At 39.2% G+C, this 19556-nt stretch carries 17 protein-coding genes and 1 pseudogene; 4 read left to right on the forward strand and 14 right to left on the reverse strand.

Translation table 11 applies throughout. The features are described from left to right. Positions 1–19: 19 nt before the first annotated feature. The 9 genes from folP to NSQ79_RS07910 form a co-directional block, all read right to left on the reverse strand. Positions 20–820, reverse strand: coding sequence for a dihydropteroate synthase (folP, locus tag NSQ79_RS07870; RefSeq protein WP_045771948.1), 801 nt, complete (start codon positions 818–820; stop codon positions 20–22). An 8-nt stretch (positions 821–828) separates the two neighbouring features. Further along, positions 829–1392 (reverse strand): GTP cyclohydrolase I FolE, encoded by a 564-nt coding sequence (folE, locus tag NSQ79_RS07875; RefSeq protein ID WP_002884345.1) that lies wholly within the window; start codon positions 1390–1392, stop codon positions 829–831. 145 nt (positions 1393–1537) lie between these two features. Further along, on the reverse strand, positions 1538–3382 hold the full coding sequence (locus NSQ79_RS07880; RefSeq protein WP_164332050.1) for an APC family permease: 1845 nt from the start codon (positions 3380–3382) through the stop codon (positions 1538–1540). 66 nt (positions 3383–3448) lie between these two features. After that, complete coding sequence (locus NSQ79_RS07885; RefSeq protein ID WP_084870981.1) at positions 3449–4711, reverse strand: folylpolyglutamate synthase/dihydrofolate synthase family protein; 1263 nt, start codon at positions 4709–4711, stop codon at positions 3449–3451. 162 nt (positions 4712–4873) lie between these two features. Next, complete coding sequence (locus tag NSQ79_RS07890; protein ID WP_014632751.1) at positions 4874–5122, reverse strand: KH domain-containing protein; 249 nt, start codon at positions 5120–5122, stop codon at positions 4874–4876. 11 nt (positions 5123–5133) lie between these two features. Continuing rightward, positions 5134–5406, reverse strand: coding sequence for a 30S ribosomal protein S16 (gene rpsP, locus NSQ79_RS07895; protein WP_002884675.1), 273 nt, complete (start codon positions 5404–5406; stop codon positions 5134–5136). Positions 5407–5568: 162 nt separating this feature from the next. Beyond that, positions 5569–6948 (reverse strand): hypothetical protein, encoded by a 1380-nt coding sequence (locus tag NSQ79_RS07900; protein ID WP_049553626.1) that lies wholly within the window; start codon positions 6946–6948, stop codon positions 5569–5571. 111 nt (positions 6949–7059) lie between these two features. Then, positions 7060–8238 (reverse strand): GHKL domain-containing protein, encoded by a 1179-nt coding sequence (locus NSQ79_RS07905; RefSeq protein WP_004183121.1) that lies wholly within the window; start codon positions 8236–8238, stop codon positions 7060–7062. 309 nt (positions 8239–8547) lie between these two features. Next, positions 8548–9285 carry a LytTR family DNA-binding domain-containing protein gene (locus tag NSQ79_RS07910; protein WP_004183124.1) on the reverse strand — a complete coding sequence of 246 codons (738 nt, stop codon included), beginning with the start codon at positions 9283–9285 and terminating at the stop codon, positions 8548–8550. A gap of 213 nt (positions 9286–9498) precedes the next feature. Between NSQ79_RS07910 and NSQ79_RS07915 the strand changes: the two genes are divergently transcribed. After that, on the forward strand, positions 9499–10821 hold the full coding sequence (locus NSQ79_RS07915; protein WP_339313481.1) for a matrixin family metalloprotease: 1323 nt from the start codon (positions 9499–9501) through the stop codon (positions 10819–10821). A 776-nt stretch (positions 10822–11597) separates the two neighbouring features. After that, positions 11598–12476, forward strand: coding sequence for an SAM-dependent methyltransferase TehB (gene tehB, locus NSQ79_RS07920; protein WP_014634885.1), 879 nt, complete (start codon positions 11598–11600; stop codon positions 12474–12476). An 83-nt stretch (positions 12477–12559) separates the two neighbouring features. Here the strand turns inward: tehB and NSQ79_RS07925 are convergent, their stop codons facing one another. Both NSQ79_RS07925 and NSQ79_RS07930 read right to left on the reverse strand, forming a co-directional pair. Next, complete coding sequence (locus NSQ79_RS07925; protein WP_014634886.1) at positions 12560–13312, reverse strand: DUF4767 domain-containing protein; 753 nt, start codon at positions 13310–13312, stop codon at positions 12560–12562. Between the two features lie 96 nt (positions 13313–13408). Further along, positions 13409–13774, reverse strand: a pseudogene (locus NSQ79_RS07930) (LLM class flavin-dependent oxidoreductase); the annotation flags it as partial. Between the two features lie 646 nt (positions 13775–14420). Between NSQ79_RS07930 and NSQ79_RS07935 the strand changes: the two are divergent. After that, positions 14421–15248, forward strand: coding sequence for an exodeoxyribonuclease III (locus NSQ79_RS07935; protein ID WP_014634889.1), 828 nt, complete (start codon positions 14421–14423; stop codon positions 15246–15248). A 72-nt stretch (positions 15249–15320) separates the two neighbouring features. Continuing rightward, positions 15321–15800, forward strand: a complete 480-nt coding sequence (locus tag NSQ79_RS07940) for a QueT transporter family protein (RefSeq protein ID WP_064520968.1) — start codon at positions 15321–15323, stop codon at positions 15798–15800. A gap of 40 nt (positions 15801–15840) precedes the next feature. On the opposite strand, the gene NSQ79_RS07945 is transcribed toward NSQ79_RS07940, so the two are convergent. The 3 genes from NSQ79_RS07945 to NSQ79_RS07955 form a co-directional block, all read right to left on the reverse strand. Next, positions 15841–17469, reverse strand: coding sequence for a hypothetical protein (locus NSQ79_RS07945; protein ID WP_021143753.1), 1629 nt, complete (start codon positions 17467–17469; stop codon positions 15841–15843). Between the two features lie 109 nt (positions 17470–17578). Then, on the reverse strand, positions 17579–18565 hold the full coding sequence (locus NSQ79_RS07950) for a WYL domain-containing protein (protein WP_021143752.1): 987 nt from the start codon (positions 18563–18565) through the stop codon (positions 17579–17581). A gap of 80 nt (positions 18566–18645) precedes the next feature. After that, positions 18646–19389: a hypothetical protein gene (locus tag NSQ79_RS07955; RefSeq protein WP_227862308.1), complete on the reverse strand. Its 744-nt coding sequence runs from the start codon at positions 19387–19389 to the stop codon at positions 18646–18648. Positions 19390–19556 lie beyond the last annotated feature (167 nt).

The raw sequence follows: 19556 nt of genomic DNA on the forward strand, positions 1-19556 counted from the left end.
AATTGAGCTTTTTTTAGTGTCATAAAATTCCTGAAATAGTTTTAACAATATCACGATTGGCATCAACATTGTGCACACGGACAATCTGACAGCCCTTGCTAACAGCATAGCCAGACAGAGCAGCCGTTCCCTGATCACGGTCCTTAGCTTGGGTATTTCCACCTAGTAGGTAGTCCACAACACGCTTACGAGAAATCCCAAAAAGAACAGGATAGCCCAAGTCAACGACCTTGTCCAAACCTTTTAGCAGGTCAATATTGTGTTGGACATTTTTCGCAAAGCCAAAGCCTGGATCAATCCATATATTGTCCTTGGCCACACCTGCTTCCAAGGCGGCCTGGGCACGTTGACTAAGGAATGTACAGACATCTTCTGTGACATCATTGTATACTTCTTCTTTTTGATTATGCATGAGGATAATCGGCACATTCTTTTCAGCTGCTAGAGCTAGCATCTGACCATCATAGAGTCCTGCCCAGACGTCATTTAGAATATCTGCACCTGCTTCAAGAGCAGCTCTGGCAGTAGCTGTCTTATAGGTATCAATACTGATGAGCACATCATATTTTGCCTTGATAGCCTGAATAACTGGCACGATACGAGCAATCTCTTCTTCCTCAGTCACAAATTCTGCTCCTGGTCTTGTAGATTCGCCACCTACATCGATAATGGCAGCCCCCTGGGCAATCATACGCTCAACCTGGGCCAACGCATCCTCTACAGTGTCAAAATCGCCACCATCTGAGAAAGAATCAGGGGTGACATTCAAGATTCCCATAATACAGGCCTTACCTGCAATCTCATGTTTGCCAATAAACATCTTAACTCCTAAAAATCACGCATCAATGAAAGAATTTCCTTGCGTTCTTCACGGTCTTCTTTATAAAGGCCCTTAGCGACAGTTGTGATTGTCTTACTTCCTGGTTTCTTAATGCCTCGCATAGTCATGCACATGTGCTCTGCTTCAACCATGACAAAAACTCCTCGAGGATTCAGAGCTTCTTCAAGTGCTGTAGCAACTTGATCGGTAAGACGTTCTTGCAACTGTGGACGACGAGCAGCTACTTCAACCGCACGCGCTAATTTGGAAAGTCCTGTCACCTTGTCTCCACTTGGCAAATAAGCCACATGGGCCTTACCATAAAATGGAACCAAATGGTGCTCACACATAGAGTAAAAAGGAATATCCTTGACAAGGACAACTTCGTCATGGACTTCTGAAAAGACAGCTGTAAATTGATCCTTAGGGTCTTCATTTAGACCTGAAAACATTTCAGCATACATCTTAGCCACACGTTTTGGTGTGTCCAAAAGTCCCTCACGCTCAGGGTTTTCACCTAGAGCTTCCAATAGTTGATAGACTGCTTGTTCTACTTTTTCTTGATTTGCCATAATTTCCTCTTGCAACGTTATAATACTATCTATTATACCTTATTTTGCTGGATTTTTCTTGCAAAAAATAAAATTTCCTAGCTACCTAATTCTCAAAAAAAGCGAAGACTCACCTCCTCACAAAGGCTGTCATCGCTTATATTTTTTAGTCTTTCAAGTGGTAAGAATAAGATGAAATGACAATATTCTCACGCCATTTGAGGTAATATTTCAATCGCAAACTCATCTGGTTATGAAGCATGGTTTGCCATGATTTTTTAGGCACAAACTGAGGAATCATGACTGTCAGAGTCGCATTATCCTTCTCAGCTTGAGTAGCGACCTCGTCCACATACTGAATGGTTGACTGAGTGATTGAGCTGTACGGTGATTGGATATGAACCATCTCGATTTCAGGGAAATATTTTTTAAACTCTTGTTCAGTTTCCTTGTCCTTGTTCTCTGTATCCTTAGTAGATACATGCATGGCGATAACCTTGTCACCAATAGAACGTGCATAGGAAATAGCTCCGATATTAGCCTTGGTAACATTCCCAACAAGGATAAGAACAATATTTCCTTGATAATGGTGTTCTTCTACCGCTCCATCAATACGCAACTGTTGAGCAACACCATTATAGTGTTTTTTAATCTTAAGGAACATCCACATCAAGATTGCAATAATCGGGAAGAATGGCCAGATATCTCCTAAACGGAAAAGGAAGAGAATGAGAACGATAGCATAACAAATGAGGGCACCTAAGATATTTGCTAAAGAGTGTTTCCAGAATCCCTTACCATATTCACGAATCCAATGGATGACCATCCCCGTTTGAGAAAGAGCAAATGGAATAAATACACCGATGGTGTAAAGCGGAATCAACCGTTCCGTACTTCCTCGGAAAATAAACAAAAGGGTAATGGCACCAATTGCAAGTGTCAAGATCCCATTAGAGTATCCCATACGTGCACCTTTTTCAAGGTACATGTGAGGCATGTATTTATTTTTCGCCATATTAAAGGACAACATCGGAAAGGCTGAAAAACCTGTGTTAGCTGCTACTGCAAGAATCATGGCAGTAGAGAATTGGAAAACGTAAAATAGAATACTACCAATCCATGACTGACCGAGAATTTCTCTAGCCATTTGTGACAAGATGGTTACTCCTGCATGAGGTGTAATACCTGTCCACCAGTTGAGGAAGGTGATTCCCGCAAACATAGCCCCCAAAATGCTAGACATGATAAAGAGGGTTGAAGCTGCATTTTTGGCCTTAGGTTTCTTAAAGAAAGGCACCGCATTAGAGATAGCTTCTACCCCTGTCAATGAGGCAGAACCTGAAGTAAAGGCCCTTAAAATAAGAATCAATGACACACCTGTAATTGGTTGTCCTAAATGTGCTGTGGCTGCGTAAGGCATATGACCCATTAAAATTTGAAAGAAACCAAATCCCAACAAGAATAGGGTCGAAACAATGAAGAGATAAACTGGTATCATCAAAGATTTTGCCGATTCACGCATTCCCCTAAGATTCATAACCATCAAAACAAGTACCAAAATCATTGATATCTCAAGATTGAAAGGATGAAGGAAGGGAAGGGCTGAAGTAATGGCATCTGCACCTGAGGCCACTGAAACAGCAACTGTCAACATGTAATCGACCAAAAGACTGCCACCAGCTATCAAGCCAAACTTAGGAGACAGATTTTCCGTCGTTACCATATAGGCACCACCACCTTGAGGATAGGCTTTGATAACCTGTCTATAAGAGATGGTAAGGCTGGCTAAAAGGACGAGAACCAAAAGCCCAATAGGGATTGACCACCAAATAGCCGCACTAGATACAGCTGTCAGAACCAAGATAACTTGCTCTGGCCCATAGGCGATAGATGATAGCGCATCACTCGACAACATGGCCAAGGCCTGAATCTTGGACAATAAGTGTTCATCACCACTATCATCATGAGTTAAAGGTTCACCGATTAAAATATTTTTCAGACGTTGAAACATTGCGATCTCCTTGCTTTTAAAACATACGAGGGTTATTATACGCCCCTAAACGTCATCTTTCAAGTCTTAAACATCACTTGCCTGCTCTAAAACCCATTTTCTGACCTGAGAAATAAAGTATAGAGATCCCGTAATCACATAAAGTTTCTTATTGTCAGTCGTTACATGTTCTTTAATCCATGTTTTGAAATCTGGTACCTGCTTATAAACCTCTGGGTATTTATCTAATTTAACACTGTTTGGATAGTCAAAACTCGTTACAGTCAAGTCACCAACCGATTTTAGTTGGGCAAGCATTCCGTCAATAGGCTTGGTGTCAATAGCTGCAAAGAGAAGTTCAATCTCCTTATCTGCATATTCTGATTGCAACAAGTCAATCAAAACTTTAACACTCTCATTATTATGAGCACCATCAATCATGAGATTAGGTCTTAAAAATTCTGTTCGACCTCTCCAATGGGCATGAGCCAGGGCATCCTTTATGAGTTCAAGAGTTACTTTAGGATAATCTTTTTGAAGCAATAAAGAAGCCATGATAGCCATGCTAGCATTTGCTACTTGGTGTTGACCGGCCATAGCCAAAACTATATCATCTAACCTTTGCTCTCCATAGGTAAAATCAAAGGAATGGCTTGACCCTTCAGCTGTGAAATCTCTCCCCAGCTCATAGGTCTTAGACCCTTCTTCACGCGCCTTCTTCTCGAAAACATCTCGAACATCAGTACGATCAGTCGCATAAATAAAGGGAGCCCCATTCTTCAAAACACCAGCTTTTTCTGCTGCAATTTCAGCATGGGTATTTCCCAAAATAGCCTGATGATCCAAACCAATCGATGGACACAGGACTGCCAAGGGCTTAAAGAGATTAGTCGAATCATGAAGACCACCCATTCCAGCTTCAATGAATGCGATATCCACAGGATGGGCCTGACCAAAATAGAGGAACATCAAGACTGTGATAATTTCAAACTCTGTCGCATTTTCATGCTCTGTCTCTTTTGGCAGCCGTTCAACCACAGGCTTCACACGATTAACCAGGTCAAGTAAGTCCTCTTCTGAAATCATCTGACCATTAAGAGAGATTCGTTCCTTGAAGTCAATAATATAGGGTGAAGTAAAGGTTCCAACTTCATAGCCCGCCTGGGTAAAAATGGTTTGTAGGGCATTGACTGTAGACCCTTTGCCGTTTGTTCCCACGATATGCACAGCCTTGAGATTATCTTGTGGATTTCCCAACTCTTTAAGCATCCAAGCCATACGCTCCAAGCCAGGCTTGATGCCAAATTTTAATTGTCCATGAATCCAATCCAACGCTTCCTGATAAGTCATAACTACTCCTTTTTTAGGCTAATGCTTCAACTTAGTCATTAAGCTGACCTCTAAACTAGATTTCTAGTTTTTCCTTGAGCTTAATGCTTTGACGCTCTTATTATACCAAAGACTTCTAGGTATAACCAAAATATGCAAAAAAGGCAACCCTAGGGTCACCTCTTAAGCTTTCTCTTTTTCGTCAATAACAAGACGAACTTTTTTACCTTGAGTAGGTACCGAATAGACAATCGCTCTTATCGCCGTAATAGTACGTCCTTTTTTCCCGATAACTCGCCCAATATCGGCTGGGGCAAGATCAAGATGGTACTCCAAAAACTCAGGACCGTCAAAAATTTTGATGGTCAACTGATCTGGTGAAGCAATTAAAGGTTTAACGATAGCGATAATAAGATTTTCAATGGTATCCATAGGCTAAAAAATTATTTTGAGAATTTTGATTCGTGGAATTTCTTCATAACGCCTTCTTTTGAAAGGATGTTACGAACTGTATCTGAAGGTTGTGCACCTTTAGACAACCACTCAAGAACACGTTCTTCTTTAAGTGTTACTTGGTTTTCTTCAACGAGTGGGTTGTAAGTACCAACTGTTTCGATGAAACGTCCATCACGTGGAGCACGTGAATCTGCAACGTTAATACGGTAGAAAGGTTTTTTCTTAGAACCCATACGAGTCAAACGGATTTTTACTGCCATTTTTAATATCTCTTTTCTTTAGTTTTTTATTATGGTGGAGGCACTTATCGCCCCTCGACCTTAACTAGTATACCATATCATTTTTATGTGTCAAGAAAAAAACTTGACAGACTTAAAATTTCTACAAAAAAAGTTAGAGTCAAACTCTAACTTCCTTTTCGACTATTTCTTAGTCGTAGTCTTATGATTTTTTTCATAAGCTACCTTTGCTCCAGCATATTCAGCTTCTAAACCCTTAGCCGCTGCCTTCGACACTTTCTCGTAAGTATCACGACTGGTCAACTTGCCATCCTCGTTGTAGGTAGAAACAACCAAGGTATCTTTATTTACAGTATAGGACTTGGTGCGTTTCCCTTTACGGTAGAGTCGGTAGTTATCTACGTTATCCGAAATATAGTAATCTACTAGATTCTTATCTGCATTTGGATAAAGTTGCGAGACAACTTTAGTTAACTCACGCTTAAATTCTGAAACTTCTTTAGTATAGGTGATCGATTTATTCCACTGATCAACAACTTGATATTCCTTCAAATAATCTGAAGCTGTAAAAGTAGGCTGATCCTCCTCACCTTTTTTATAAAAGTAAGAATGTGTTTGTAAATTATTAGACTGATCAACTTTAAGGAAAGAGACGTAAATTTCATCTTTATCTTCATGTTCTTTCAGAGCATTGGTTAACTTTCCAGAATTTTCATCCAAGACCTTAGACGATTTTAATTCCCAAGTCCCCTCAATGTTCCCCGAAGCATTACGCCAAAAACCGTAGACACCACCGACAAGCAACATCAAAACAACAGCAACAAGACTAGATATCAAGGCTCCTTTACCCCAATTTTTGGCCTTTTGCGATTTTTGATTAGCGTTTTGAATCGTTTCGAGAAGACGAACCTGACTTTCCAATCTCTTTTCTAGTTTGGCAACTGTCTGTTCTTCCTTAGATTTAGCTTTAGCAGCTAATTTTTCAGCCTTTTTCTTATCACGAGCAGCTTGACGAGCAAGCTTCTTAGCTGCTTTTTCTTCCTTATGATCAAGTTTTGTCAAATCCTCAGACAATCCAAGATGCTGTGCTTGGTTACTGAAAACTGGAATAGATTGATTAGGTTCACTCGAGGTATTAACAGAATGATTTCCTGCATCTGGACGGGTTGGCGCATAACTTGCCAAACGCTCCTTAGCCTCTGCGACGCGTTTACGTTGTTCCTCTTCTTTTTGAATATCCTCAGCCTGACGGCCCGACTGAATGGTTCTTACTTGACCAACAGTCTCTTGAGATAGGGCCTTCCGCTTTTCTTGGGCCGCATTTGCCATAGCCTCTTGCGCGTTGTCACGCTCTTTCTGAGACTGGGCTAGTGCTCTGGCAGTTGCGGTTCCTTCTTCAAACTGTTGGTCAGCTGATGTTTCTCCTTGATCAGCTACTTGGTTAGCCTCTGCACCTTCAGAGAGAACAAACTCTCCTCGTTCCAAGGCTTCTTTAAAGTCGATTGGTCTTGGTTTTCGGCCATTCACAGCCTCAAAGTACTCTAACCATTCGTCTTTCAACATAATAAATCCCCCTGAATTAAAAAACACATGATTAACTTCCCTATTTTACCATACTTTTTAACATAAAAATAGGGATTAATAAGAATTCTAAAAATTCTTATTAAATCCCCATTAATCTTCTTTTGGTGTAATAGACAATAATTGGACAAAACGGTGTTGTGCTGATTCCGTTTCAAGCGTGACATTATCGTATCTAAAGAGAATCTCTTCGATATTTGCCAAGCCCAACCCTCGACCTGTTCCTTTTGTTGAAAATCCTCTTTGTTTCAAAGGAGTTACATCAATATAAGCTTCCTTAGTTGAATTTTCAACAACAATAACTGATTGATTTCCCATCTTAAAGATAGCAATAGATAATTTTGGTTTATCTGCCAATACAGTAGCTTCAATAGCATTGTCACAAAGAATGGATATGATTGTGATCAAGTCTAGAGCACGCACTTCCGTGAAGAAAACACCTTCTTCAACCTCAACATGACATTGAATTCCCTTATCAAAAGCTTCAGCCAATTTAGATGATAGAAGACTCTTGAGTGGCATGTTGGTCACTCGTGTTAGTTTTGCTAAATCAAACTTTTGCTGATTCAGATCTGATGCAGAATCTTTAAGGACACTGTCATAAATCATCTTAATCTGGTCAATGTCTTTCATCTGAATGGCTTCATTAAGCGAAATCATGACATTAGTATAGTCGTGACGGAAACTGCGTAACGTTTCGTAAAGGCTTTCAACCTGCTCAGAATACTTCTCTAGGTCATCCAAGTGACGACGATTTTCTTTTTTTCGCTCATTTTCAAAGTACTCATCTGCATATCTATTGACACTGTAAACAGCATAAAGAATCGCAATATATCCAATCAAGGTTATAATATGGCCAGCATAGTACAAATCAAAGAAACGCGAAGCCACAACTACGGAATAGTTCAGAATCACATAACTAATCAAAACAAAGTTAGTGAAGAACATAATCCGACCAAATTTGCGATCTCGTTCCAAGACCCTCAAATATTTAAAATCAATATTAAGAAGTTTGGAAAGAGCAACAAATGTTGGAATAATTAAAAGGTCAAAGAAAATAAAATAAAGATAACTTTTGTTAAGAAAATCCGATGTGATACCAAATCCCGGCATCAAAAAGTAGGCATAACCATTAAAAATCAAAAGATAAAGAACAAGAGGATAGAAGGCATAAAACGCCAACATATTGGTGGTTCTTTCCTTGCCATAGAAATAAGCATAGAAAAGAAGGTAGAAAGGTGTCATAAAGGACAAACCGACATTATATGACATCCCCAGTATTCCCCCTATACATTCAACTAGGAACGCAATAGGAAGAATCATACGTGGTATCCTAACCAGGCTAGTCTTTTCGTAAATCCACTGTATAACGATGAAATGCAAAAGAAACTCTAATGCAATTTGTAAATTGAGTATCATTTAATGGTTAGCCACTTCCTTCTAAAGATTCTAAATAAACAACAAAAGGTCATACTGCTATTCTAGCATAATTCCTGATAATAAATGAGATAAAGTTGAATAGTTATCTCTAATTTCAGAAAAATTTCAATAACAATTAGAGAAAAAAGGAGAGCTAAAACTTTAACGGTTTTTCAACCGTTCCAAAAATTCCTTTTTACGTGTGCGCGAGAGCAGACAAGACTCGTCACCCTCAAAAAATACCATATTAGCTGTACGATCAACGCTGGCGACATTGCTAACATTGACAACAAAGGAGCGATGCGTTTGGAAGAAAATGTCATCCAACTTTGCTACCTCTGCAATCTTTCCATAGAATTCTACCAAGTTTAACTTGGTGTGGGCAATCAACTTATGGGGTACCGGAGCTGTCTCAATATATAAAATATCTTCATAAGGAAGATTGACATCATTTTTATCTGTTTTGACAGTTAGGCTCTGAGCCTTAGTTTCTTGTTCAACCTGTGACTGAGCAAAATCTAATAGTTCTACTAGGGCTCTCTTAAGATCCACATCGTCCATGGATTTATCTACAAAATCAAGGGCTTGAATCTTATAACGAAAGGTCAAAGGCATAAATTCGGAATAGGCCGTTACAAAAGCAATTTGTGCCTTTAAATCTTCTTTTCGAATCTCCAAGCCAATATCTAGTCCCTGCTTGGTCTGATTCTTGAGGTCAATATCCAAAAGATAAACCATGGATTTACCTGAATCCCTGTCAGTATCTAACAATTCCTGACCCTGCTCATAAAAGGTAATCCCATCAACAACGGCCTTCGACTCCTCAACTGCTTCGTCCAATAAACGACTAACACGATGACGCTGCAAGGCATCATCTTCAAGGACGATAATAGAAAGCATCTTATTTCCCTCTTTCTTTCTAATATACTTTAATATACCTACCTAACATTTTATCATAATTAATCGGATAATATTCCTTTTTTCACAGCATAAAGTCTTTTTATCTCACCTAATTTCATTTATAAAACAATTGTTATCCCATTGTCACTTTATATTCATTTTTAGGTGTTATCATGAGAACTGTTTTTGTTTTAAATTAAAAAGGAGAAAGTTATGTTACATTCTTTTAAAACGCAAGGGACTAAGACAAAGACCTTGTTGACCCTTGCAACTGTCGGTATAATTAGTGCTTTTCTTGTAGGAAGTCCTCAGTATGCCTCTGCGGATCAAACCTATGTTTCAGATCCTAACCAGGCTCAAACATTTTCCGAACTTGAAACAGGTACAACTACAAATACCATCGCTCAAACAGGTGTTTCTACTGAAACACCTACTACTGTGACTACTATATCACATACCTCTGTGGATGATTTTCATACACATGAAAATGACTATGAACAAACTCCCACAAACACTCCAACTTTTGAGGAATTGAAACAAAATAGTCAAACAGCTAGCAGTACTGTCGACAGCCAGACTGGAATCAAAACCTATGAGACTAGAATTCCGACAAATACAGATAGCAATCATAAGGCTGTAGAAAACCAGTCTGAACCAAAGACCGAAACTGTCGCTCAAGCACAAACCTGGTCAAAAGATGGTGCCACATGGGTTTCAACAGAAATTAATAATGGTAATGTTCATAAGATTCTATCTACTTATATTCCAAAACCATTAACACCTTCTACAAAACCAACGACAACAGCTACACCAAAATCTAAACAATCAACTCCTGCTGTTAGTCAACCTAAAAAACCAGCCACAGTTGCTAACAAACCTACAACATCTACAACTCAACCTAAGAAACCAACGACTGTTGTAAACAAACCAGCGACTTCTACAACGACACAACCTAAGAAGCCAACAACGACTGTCACTAAAACGACAGCTCCTAAAGCCACTCCTATCCAACCTGCTAAACCAGTGGACCGAATTGCTCAAGTATGGCAAAAGAATAACGAACTCGTAAAAGAGAATTACGATACTCCTCACTGGTCAAGCAAGGAAGCGACAGTTTTCATCAATGCTAAAAATCCTGAAATCGTGAATGCCTACAAACAGGCTATCACTTCTTGGAATAACACTGGTGCCTTTAATTTCTTGCTCACTAACGATAAACAAAAAGCCAACATCATTGCTGATGAACGTTATGAAGGTAATGTGGCAGCTCCTCTTGGAGTTACCTACTCTACTTACTACCTCCCAACTAAGCAATATAGTAATGCTACTGTTTACTTGAACACCTTCCATGTTCAAAACAATTATTACCAAAAGAACGGTGGGAAACTCCTTAACACTGCGCAACACGAATTAGGACACTCAATTGGACTTGAACACAACAGTGCCGTTGCCTCTGTAATGGAACCTAAAGGTGGTAAGACAAGTATCCAACCTGTTGATATTAACAATGTTAAGAAACTCTATAGCAAGATTTAAGTTCTTACACTATCACTACAAATATAAGCAGACCTATCAGGTTCTGCTTTTTTTATACAAGTGAGATGACCATTCAAGACCAGAAAATGACTGTTCACGATTTTTTCTTACATATTTTAGAATTATGTAAAGTTTTCTTCATTTTTTTTGGTAAAATAGAAAATGTAAAGAGAGACCGGATGAGTTAGAAAACTCAACTTTGTTAGTTTTTGCTCATTATTCTCATAAGCAGAATAAAAATAGTCTAGGAACCCTTCTTAACATTTATACCTATCTTCCCCAAACACTTTTCCCCCATTCCTAGATTTCCAGATCTCTCCTAATAAAGAACGTCTAGCAACAGCAGCTAGGCGTTTTTTAGTGTAGTTAAAGGACATAGTCATCGATATTATCCCAGTAGATTTGTAAACACTCAGAAAAATTTTCACAAAATTACCATTCAGGACCAGAAAATGACTGTTCATGATTTTTTTACAAATTTAAAAAATATGTAAGTTTTCTCTGAATTTTTTTGGTACAATAGATAATGTAAAGAGAGACCTAATGAGTTATAGATAAGTATTCTATTATTTAAAACTTATTGTTCTCATAAACGTTTTCTAAATAGTCTAGGAACCCTTCTTAACATTTATACCTATCTTCCCCAAACACTTTTCCCCATTCCTAGATTATCAGATCTCTCACAAGAAAATCGTCTAGCTCACCCGGCTAGGCCTTTTTTCTTTTTCCATACTTTTGCTATAATAGAGTCATACCGTTTGAAAGGAACTCATAAAATGACTATAGATCAGCAACTTCTTTGCTACAAACGTTTACCAAACTGGACAGCTACAACACTGCCAGAAATGGTAACGCAAAAACACAATACTAAGGTGGGAACTTGGGCTAAATTGACCATTCTATCAGGATCTCTTCACTTCTACGAATTAGATGAAGAGGGGGAGGTTACTGCAGAGCACCTCTTTACCCCCGAGACAGAGATTCCTTTTGTTGAACCACAAGCTTGGCATCGCATCGCTGCTGCATCAGATGATTTGGAATGCTATCTTTCTTTTTACTGTAAACCTGAGGACTACATGGCTAAAAAGTATGATACTAAAGCCCACTCTGAGGTTCTTGAAGCAGTCCAATCTGGCCATATCAAACCTGGTCGCACCCTTGACCTAGGCTGTGGTCACGGTCGTAACGCTCTTTATTTGGCATCTCTTGGGCATGATGTTACAGCCGTTGATGTTAATAACGAAGCTACACAACGCATCCAAATGATTGCAGATGAGGAAAATTACAATGTTAGAGCTGGCTACTACGATATCAATGCTGCTGCTCTTCCTGAGTCTGAGACCTTTGATTTCATCCTCTCAACAGTCGTCTTTATGTTCCTTGATCCCGATCAAATTCCGGCTATTATCAAGAATATGCAAGAGCGTACTGTTGTCGGTGGTTACAACCTAATTGTTTGTGCCATGGACACTGAGGAGCACCCTTGTACCATGCCTTTCTCATTTACTTTTGAAGAAGGTGAGTTGAAAAACTACTATAGTGACTGGGAATTAGTCAAGTATAACGAAAATCTTGGTCACCTTCACCGTTTGGATGAATATGGCAATCCCATCGCCCTTCAATTTGCAACCATGTTAGCTAAGAAGGTTAAATAAGAGCGAATGGCTGTAAAAGAGTTGAGCACAGCTTGACTTGTCTTCAAAGTAAAAACTAGGAACCCAGTCGGATTCCTAGTTTTTTAATTGTTTACAATGTCTGCATATCCTGATTTAAGGTCTGCATTTTCTGTTTCTTTGACATAATAGACACCACCATTAGTAGTTGGTGAATAAAGAACAAAGGGAGTCCCATCTTTTTTAATGGTAAAGAAATAACGGTGAACAGATACATTTTCCCATCTCTCGTATACCGAAACAATGGTATACTCCGAATTGCTATTACCATTTGCAGCATAAGTAGCATCCACAGTCTGGTTATGATCCGACATCCAACGGATAGGCAAGGAAGAGGCTTCATTGGTAATTTCTTTGTATCCTGGCTGATTCATCTGATTGCCCCAAGAAACCATCAAACTAGCAAGGCGACTAGCTTTGTCATTGGTCCAACGTGGATTTTCAGTATAGGCTTCCTTAGCATGGTTAGCGTCAGGTGTATCAATACTTGCACTGCTAGATTCACTCGTCTTCGCATTTTCGATTGATGACGTACTTGGCTTGGCATTAGCCTTATCTGTCGATGAGAATATCGAGCTAGCCACTGTGGCAGACGACCTAGTCTGTTTGACGTTCTTCATTGAACTAGAGACTAGAGTCAAGCCAATGCCAACGACGATCGCTACTAGAGCCCCCAGAAGAATATAAATATAATTATAATTTTTCGAGATTCCAATAAGGCCAGACTGATAAGCTAATTGTAGTTCATCGGGTTTCGGTTTACGCCCCTGAACTTGCTCAAAACGACTTATCCATTCTGCTTCTGACAGCTTTCGCATAATTTTCCTCTTCTCTTTATCATTTCACCTTTCATCCTATCATAGAACAGGGATGATGACAATAGTAGAGAGAACTTGAGGCTTACCTTCAACCTATTATCCTTTATTTTCAAAATAACGACGAACAATCGGCGCCACTTCTTCACCATAAAGTTTAATAGCCTTTAGAACAGCCTCATGTGGCATAGAACCAATTGGGAGATGAAGCATGAAGCGATCTAGCTGTAAATCCTCAATAATACGAATGATTTTTTGAGCGACGTGAGCGGGGTCCCCAACGAACATGGCTCCGTTTGGTCCAACACTAGCATAGTACTGCTTTTTAGTCATTTCAGACCAATGTGGGCGATCCTTAGCAATGTTATCCACCGTTTGTTTCGTTGGATAAAAATAATTTTCTATCGCTTGGAAATTATTTTCTTCAATCCATCCCCAAGAATGAGCAGACAATTCAATTTCTTCAACGAGCTCTCGAATACGTTGGTCATGAGAGATAGATTTTCCAGTCGATTCTAGGAGGGTTGTTTCTCCAAAAGTTGAAATGCCAAGTTCAATCGTCATAAATCTTTCCTCCAGTAATTCTTTTATTTGTTATGAGAATACATTATAACTAGTTAGTGATAATTACAAATAAAAAAACCTAAGACTCTATTTTCCAAGAAAAACTAATAGGGTTAGGCAGAAAAGTAAAACTAAAACACCCACAACTAGTAGGAGACTAATCTTATAGCCTAGGGGATTTTTGGGATTTAAACCAGTTCCAAGGCCATACCTACGGAGGACAAATAAGGGTTCTGAAGGAGACTGATTAAGGTTGTAGCCTAAGAGGTACTTTAAATAAAGCAGGAAGAAGAAACTCATCCCCGGAAAAATAACAAGAGGAAGCACTAGCCCCTGTGACCACCAAATCATGATTGTAAGAAAGACTTGTATCAACAAGAGCACCCAAAACAAGTAATAAATGTACGATTGCTTTTTCATTAATATGTACCTCTCAATCTAAGATTAGTATACTCCTCCTAGCTTCCCTTATCAAGCCCATAACTCGCCTGACACCTTATTTTCTGCTACAATAGAAAGGAAAGATTCAAAAAAGGAAACTGTACACATGAAATTAATTTCTTGGAATATTGATTCCCTAAACGCCGCTCTTACTAGTGATTCTGCACGCGCTCAATTATCACGTGCTGTTATCGACACTTTAGTCGCCGAAAATGCAGATATCATTGCTATTCAAGAGACAAAACTGTCTGCCAAAGGTCCGACTAAAAAGCATTTGCAAATCTTGGAAGACTACTTCCCTGACTATGACAATACTTGGCGTTCATCTGTTGAACCTGCCCGTAAAGGTTATGCTGGAACCATGTTCTTGTATAAAAAAGAACTGAATCCAGTCATTACCTATCCTGAAATCGGAGCACCTTCAACCATGGACTGTGAAGGGCGTATCATAACTCTCGAATTTGGCAATTTCTTTGTGACACAGGTCTACACACCAAATGCTGGTGATGGCCTCAAACGTCTACTTGAACGTCAAATATGGGATGAAAAATATGCGGATTACCTAGCTGAATTGGACGCTCAGAAACCCGTTCTTGCGACTGGTGACTATAATGTTGCCCACAAGGAAATCGACTTGGCTAACCCTTCAAGTAATCGTCGTTCACCTGGTTTTACAGATGAAGAACGTGCTGGCTTCACTAACCTCCTTGCCAAAGGATTCACAGATACCTACCGTCACCTCAATGGCGACGTTACAGGAGCCTACACTTGGTGGGCTCAACGTAGCAAAACATCTAAAATCAACAATACAGGCTGGAGAATCGACTACTGGTTGACTTCAAATCGTATTGCCGATAAGGTTACAAAGTCAGACATGATTGACTCTGGGGATCGCCAAGACCACACACCTATTGTCTTAGAGATTGATTTATAAAGTATCTCTAGACATAAATCACAAAAAGAGTAGACCTGCTACTCTTTTACTATGTCCAATTAAGGAGAAATTATGAAAACCAAACTTAATACCACTCAAAAACTTGTTCTGTCAGCTATAATGATGGCCCTTTATATCGCTATTCTCTTTGCTTCACAAGCCGTTTCCTTTGGTGCGGTTCAGATGCGTCTGGCCACTGCTTTATATGGATTAACTTATATCTTTCCATTTTTGGTATTCCCTATCAGCATAGCCAATGCTATTGGTAACTCTTTTGGCGGATTGGGATTGATTGACGTGGTTGGTGGTTTCTGTGCTAGCTTTTTAACAACTGGTAGCATCTACCTCATCCGTAAAGCTAAGTTATCTAGCTGGTTCATCATCCTTCCAATCCTACTCGTTCCTGCCTTAGTGGTACCAATCTGGCTTAGTGCCTTGCTCAAACTTCCTTATTTTGCTCTCGTTATTAATCTCCTCTTAGGACAATTAGTGCCTGCGATTTTGGGAGCAGTCCTGGTACGAGAGCTAGCTAAACGTGGATATAAAGACTAACAAAAACAAAAATATCTCTGCAATGTGCAGAGATATTTTTTTAGTAATGATATGCTTTCTTGTAAGCTTCTCTTGGTGTCAGTTTATCACCAGAAATAAGCAAACGGTAGTCAACATTAGTAGGATCTTTCTGATACTCATCAACCCAATCTTGATTCATTTCGAGGTAAAGATTATAGGTTCCCAACTTAGTCGAAACAGTACCTATCTTGTAAAAATCTTTATAACGCTTTTGGTTATCTGTTTTTTTCAATTTTTCATATCGATAATAGGTTCTGGCAAAGTCTGTGAACTGGTATTCTTTCTTATCTTTTCCAGAGCCAGTTGTGACTTCAATGGTGCCCTTGTTATTTGTTAAATGTAAATCATAATCATAGTCATTGTGACTATTCACTTGGAAGACACCTGAAGTGATATCACTGTCATCAGAGAATGTCTGAATATCAGCGAACTTAGCAGCCTGCCAAGAAGCAGGGACTCCTTCATACTCACCATCGCTTTGCAAGCCTAAAAGTGACCAATAATGACCAAGATAGAAGGTATTAGACTTATCACGATCTGTCACCAGTTCACCTACCATCTTAAGGTTTTCAGCACCTAGACGGTAAGGGTTAGAAAGGTAACCAAAGACTGGGAAGAAATAAATGATGACTGTAAAGGTCAAGAGAGTCTTCATATTAATCTTATTGATAGCCCAGAAGAAATAGGCAGCTGAGAACAATAGAGCGTAAGCAGCACCATAGCTAAACTTATGCGCATGGGCAATCAAAAGCAAAATGAAGAAAATAGGTTGGATAGGACGAACCTTATGATAGATGATAGAGAAAACATCCTCCTTGTCTTCCTCAGATTTGAAAATCAAGGACAAGACAATAGTCAAGAGTACAAAGAAGGCGCCAAACCCGAAACCAACATCATTTGGACGGAAGAAGTAAGCCAAGATGGACATGTCCATTACCAATAGCCAGACAGATGCAAATTTGACCATGTTGTTACCAAATTTTGCAGCTGTTTGACTTGGTGCCTTCAAAGGTACTTCGAAGGCTTGTGCAAGTGCTCTTTCTTTGGCTTGGCGTTCGGCCTCTATTGCCGCTTTCATTTCCTTAGTACGGCGTTCCTTTTGAAACAAATGGGCAACCTTGGTCGGTTCATCTTGTCTCGACTTGGTAATGCTCAAAAAGAGCAAATATTGCATAGCAAAGATGAGAGCTGTGTTCCCACCGTATTCTAGGAAGGAACCATCCCAAATACTAGAAACAACTGCAAAAACGATATAACCTCCAATTGAGATTAAAACCGTCAAAAGCAAATGAATCCAACGATAGCGGTAAGTGTATTTATCAGTTGTATCTCGTCTCAAAAACGTGTCACGTGGGTAAAGATACCAAATAACGAAGATAAGTTCAATGGCCTGAACTGCTGTTAGAAAACCAACATAGTTGAAGCCAAAAACGGCTGCTACCACATTGATGAGATAGGAAATAATAGCCAAAACTCGCAGACTGGTGCGCTTAGACAAGAGTCCAATACTCATCAGGGTGATAGTTGAGAAGGCAGAAAAACCAGCGCCCATCTTATTATCAAAGATAAACACATTGACAAAGGCAAAAATCAAGATTCCTAGAAGAGTTAAGACTTGTTTTTGCATTTCTTTTTTCTTTTCTTTCATATTTTCCCTCCTTATGAAAATGATAACGCTTCCGTATTCCTATTTTAACACAATTATACTATTTTTGTCAGATTTAAAAAGACATTCGGATAATCGAATGCCTTTTTCATTAATTATCCATTGCTTCAATCTTAAGGAAAACAAAATCTCCATCAAAGCGTTGAATATACTTTTGAAAGCCTAATAAACTAAAGGTTTCAATCTCATAACGAACCTGATCAACACCATCACTAGCGCTTTCCTCTAGCAGTTTAAGTTTTGGAATATCGGATTCCAAGACATCACGGTAAAGTCCTTTATACTCAAAGGTAATTCGAGCCCACTCATTACCAGAAAGCATTGAGAAAGCCTGATAACGCACCTGCTCATCTGTAATAAGACGGGCTTCTTGTTCTGGACTTAACGTGAAAGCCAAATCATTTTCAGATTTGTGAATGGTTTGAAAACGATCAACACGGAAATAACGGATTTCAGAGAACTGATAATCACAAGTAAAGTTATCATCCAGTTTGTATGAAATACAGTAGAAATAATGGTTATCAAAAATGACTGAAATTGGAAAAACCTTATATTCCTCCACTTTTTCTCCTGGCTTACGGTAACTAAAAGACAAAGGACGTTGGTCCACAATGGCATCGAAAATGGCTGAAATAGCTGGTAAGAGTGACTTATCTTGATCCTGATAAATCTTAAGTTCTTGATAACTATCTAGTTCTAGCTCAGTCAATCGCTTGATACGTCTGCGCTCCTTGTCGTCTACAGCCCTCTCAACAAAGATGTTGATAATTTCTGCTACTTCATCCTTTCGAAGGGCACGACTCTCTAAAAGAATCTTAGATAGGATAACTGCCTGATTGTATTTAAGGTTACCATAGCCCTGTTCATACTGGGCATGATAGGAACCGTATTTTCTGGAATACTTAACCTTCATATTTGGACGTAACTCAGTCAAATTTTCCTTGAGTTCACTCACGTCCTCTTTAAGTGTACGCTCACTTATGCCAAAGCGAGCTAGGTAGTCCGTTTTTGAAATGTCATTTCCCTTTTCTAATTCGGACATAAAATACAAGAGACGTTTGGTTTTTGATGCTGTCATTATAAAATCCCCCTTTATAATCAAACCCCTTATTACTAAAAAATTGCTGTTTAGTTATTCATTATCATAGATAGTCATCCCTAGTAGCAACGAGCCACAGAATTATAGCTCAAATAATAGTCCTTTTTCTTTTCGTTATACTCAAAAGATAGTCTTAACAATTGTGCTTTCTCAATAGGACTATTCTGATCAGTGTAATCAAGATCAACTGACTTATGTATGATTCCTGATGAATGGACGTTGATACTTCTCCAGGACCTTTTTGCCTGAGAATGTTCCCTCACTACCTCAAACAAGGATGTTGCTGGACCCAGATAGTCTTGGTCTTTAGTACGTAAGCTATTTATCTGCTCTTCCGTCCAATTACTGCTATAGTTATCAACCTCAGTGACGCCATCAAGTGGATAAGTCGCTGTTCCACCATCATAGACAAAGCGTCCCTTTTCATCCTTCACAAAAGAGAGATCACTATACTCATTGCCATCTCCACGGTCATATCTCACCTTGAGACCACTAGACTCCATCTCGACATAATTGCCCTTACCATGACTTTTAATAATCGAACGTAAGGTATCAGCCTTGGGTTTCAGATTTTCAAAATCTTCTTCCGTCCAGTTATAAATCGCAGACTCATCTTCGTAGTCTTTGAGATCATCGCTATCAGGTTTATCCTCATCAAGATCTGACTGAGATACCTGCTGAATCAACCTGTATTTTTTCATAGCCCCTCGATAGACAGAACCACCTAAAGTGGCAAAGAAGGATAGCACAATCAAGCCAACCACGATTGCGGTGAAGAGAAATCTACCTAGCTTCTGTCCCATTCTAAAGAGAATGATAGCAAGGACAAAACATGCCACAATTACAGCCCGATACACAATTATCGGCTTATACTTCCAAGATAACAAGACTGAGCCCCAGCTCACACTTAAGAGTATCAGTGGTAGAGCAAGAGTCAAAAAGAAATGTCGCTTCTCAGCTTTTTCCTCCT

Source organism: Streptococcus sp. FSL W7-1342 (genome assembly GCF_037966635.1).
Taxonomy (GTDB): domain Bacteria; phylum Bacillota; class Bacilli; order Lactobacillales; family Streptococcaceae; genus Streptococcus; species Streptococcus salivarius_D.

Excerpts from the sequence above, each read along its gene's own strand:
- folP (WP_045771948.1), bottom strand. The coding sequence starts at position 820 with ATGTTTATTGGCAAACATGAGATTGCAGGTAAGGCCTGTATTATGGGA.
- folE (WP_002884345.1), bottom strand. The coding sequence starts at position 1,392 with ATGGCAAATCAAGAAAAAGTAGAACAAGCAGTCTATCAACTATTGGAA.
- NSQ79_RS07880 (WP_164332050.1), bottom strand. The coding sequence starts at position 3,382 with ATGTTTCAACGTCTGAAAAATATTTTAATCGGTGAACCTTTAACTCAT.
- NSQ79_RS07885 (WP_084870981.1), bottom strand. The coding sequence starts at position 4,711 with ATGACTTATCAGGAAGCGTTGGATTGGATTCATGGACAATTAAAATTT.
- NSQ79_RS07890 (WP_014632751.1), bottom strand. The coding sequence starts at position 5,122 with ATGGATACCATTGAAAATCTTATTATCGCTATCGTTAAACCTTTAATT.
- rpsP (WP_002884675.1), bottom strand. The coding sequence starts at position 5,406 with ATGGCAGTAAAAATCCGTTTGACTCGTATGGGTTCTAAGAAAAAACCT.
- NSQ79_RS07900 (WP_049553626.1), bottom strand. The coding sequence starts at position 6,948 with ATGTTGAAAGACGAATGGTTAGAGTACTTTGAGGCTGTGAATGGCCGA.
- NSQ79_RS07905 (WP_004183121.1), bottom strand. The coding sequence starts at position 8,238 with ATGTCATATAATGTCGGTTTGTCCTTTATGACACCTTTCTACCTTCTT.
- NSQ79_RS07910 (WP_004183124.1), bottom strand. The coding sequence starts at position 9,285 with ATGCTTTCTATTATCGTCCTTGAAGATGATGCCTTGCAGCGTCATCGT.
- NSQ79_RS07915 (WP_339313481.1), top strand. The coding sequence starts at position 9,499 with ATGTTACATTCTTTTAAAACGCAAGGGACTAAGACAAAGACCTTGTTG.
- tehB (WP_014634885.1), top strand. The coding sequence starts at position 11,598 with ATGACTATAGATCAGCAACTTCTTTGCTACAAACGTTTACCAAACTGG.
- NSQ79_RS07925 (WP_014634886.1), bottom strand. The coding sequence starts at position 13,312 with ATGCGAAAGCTGTCAGAAGCAGAATGGATAAGTCGTTTTGAGCAAGTT.
- NSQ79_RS07935 (WP_014634889.1), top strand. The coding sequence starts at position 14,421 with ATGAAATTAATTTCTTGGAATATTGATTCCCTAAACGCCGCTCTTACT.
- NSQ79_RS07940 (WP_064520968.1), top strand. The coding sequence starts at position 15,321 with ATGAAAACCAAACTTAATACCACTCAAAAACTTGTTCTGTCAGCTATA.
- NSQ79_RS07945 (WP_021143753.1), bottom strand. The coding sequence starts at position 17,469 with ATGAAAGAAAAGAAAAAAGAAATGCAAAAACAAGTCTTAACTCTTCTA.
- NSQ79_RS07950 (WP_021143752.1), bottom strand. The coding sequence starts at position 18,565 with ATGACAGCATCAAAAACCAAACGTCTCTTGTATTTTATGTCCGAATTA.
- NSQ79_RS07955 (WP_227862308.1), bottom strand. The coding sequence starts at position 19,389 with ATGGGACAGAAGCTAGGTAGATTTCTCTTCACCGCAATCGTGGTTGGC.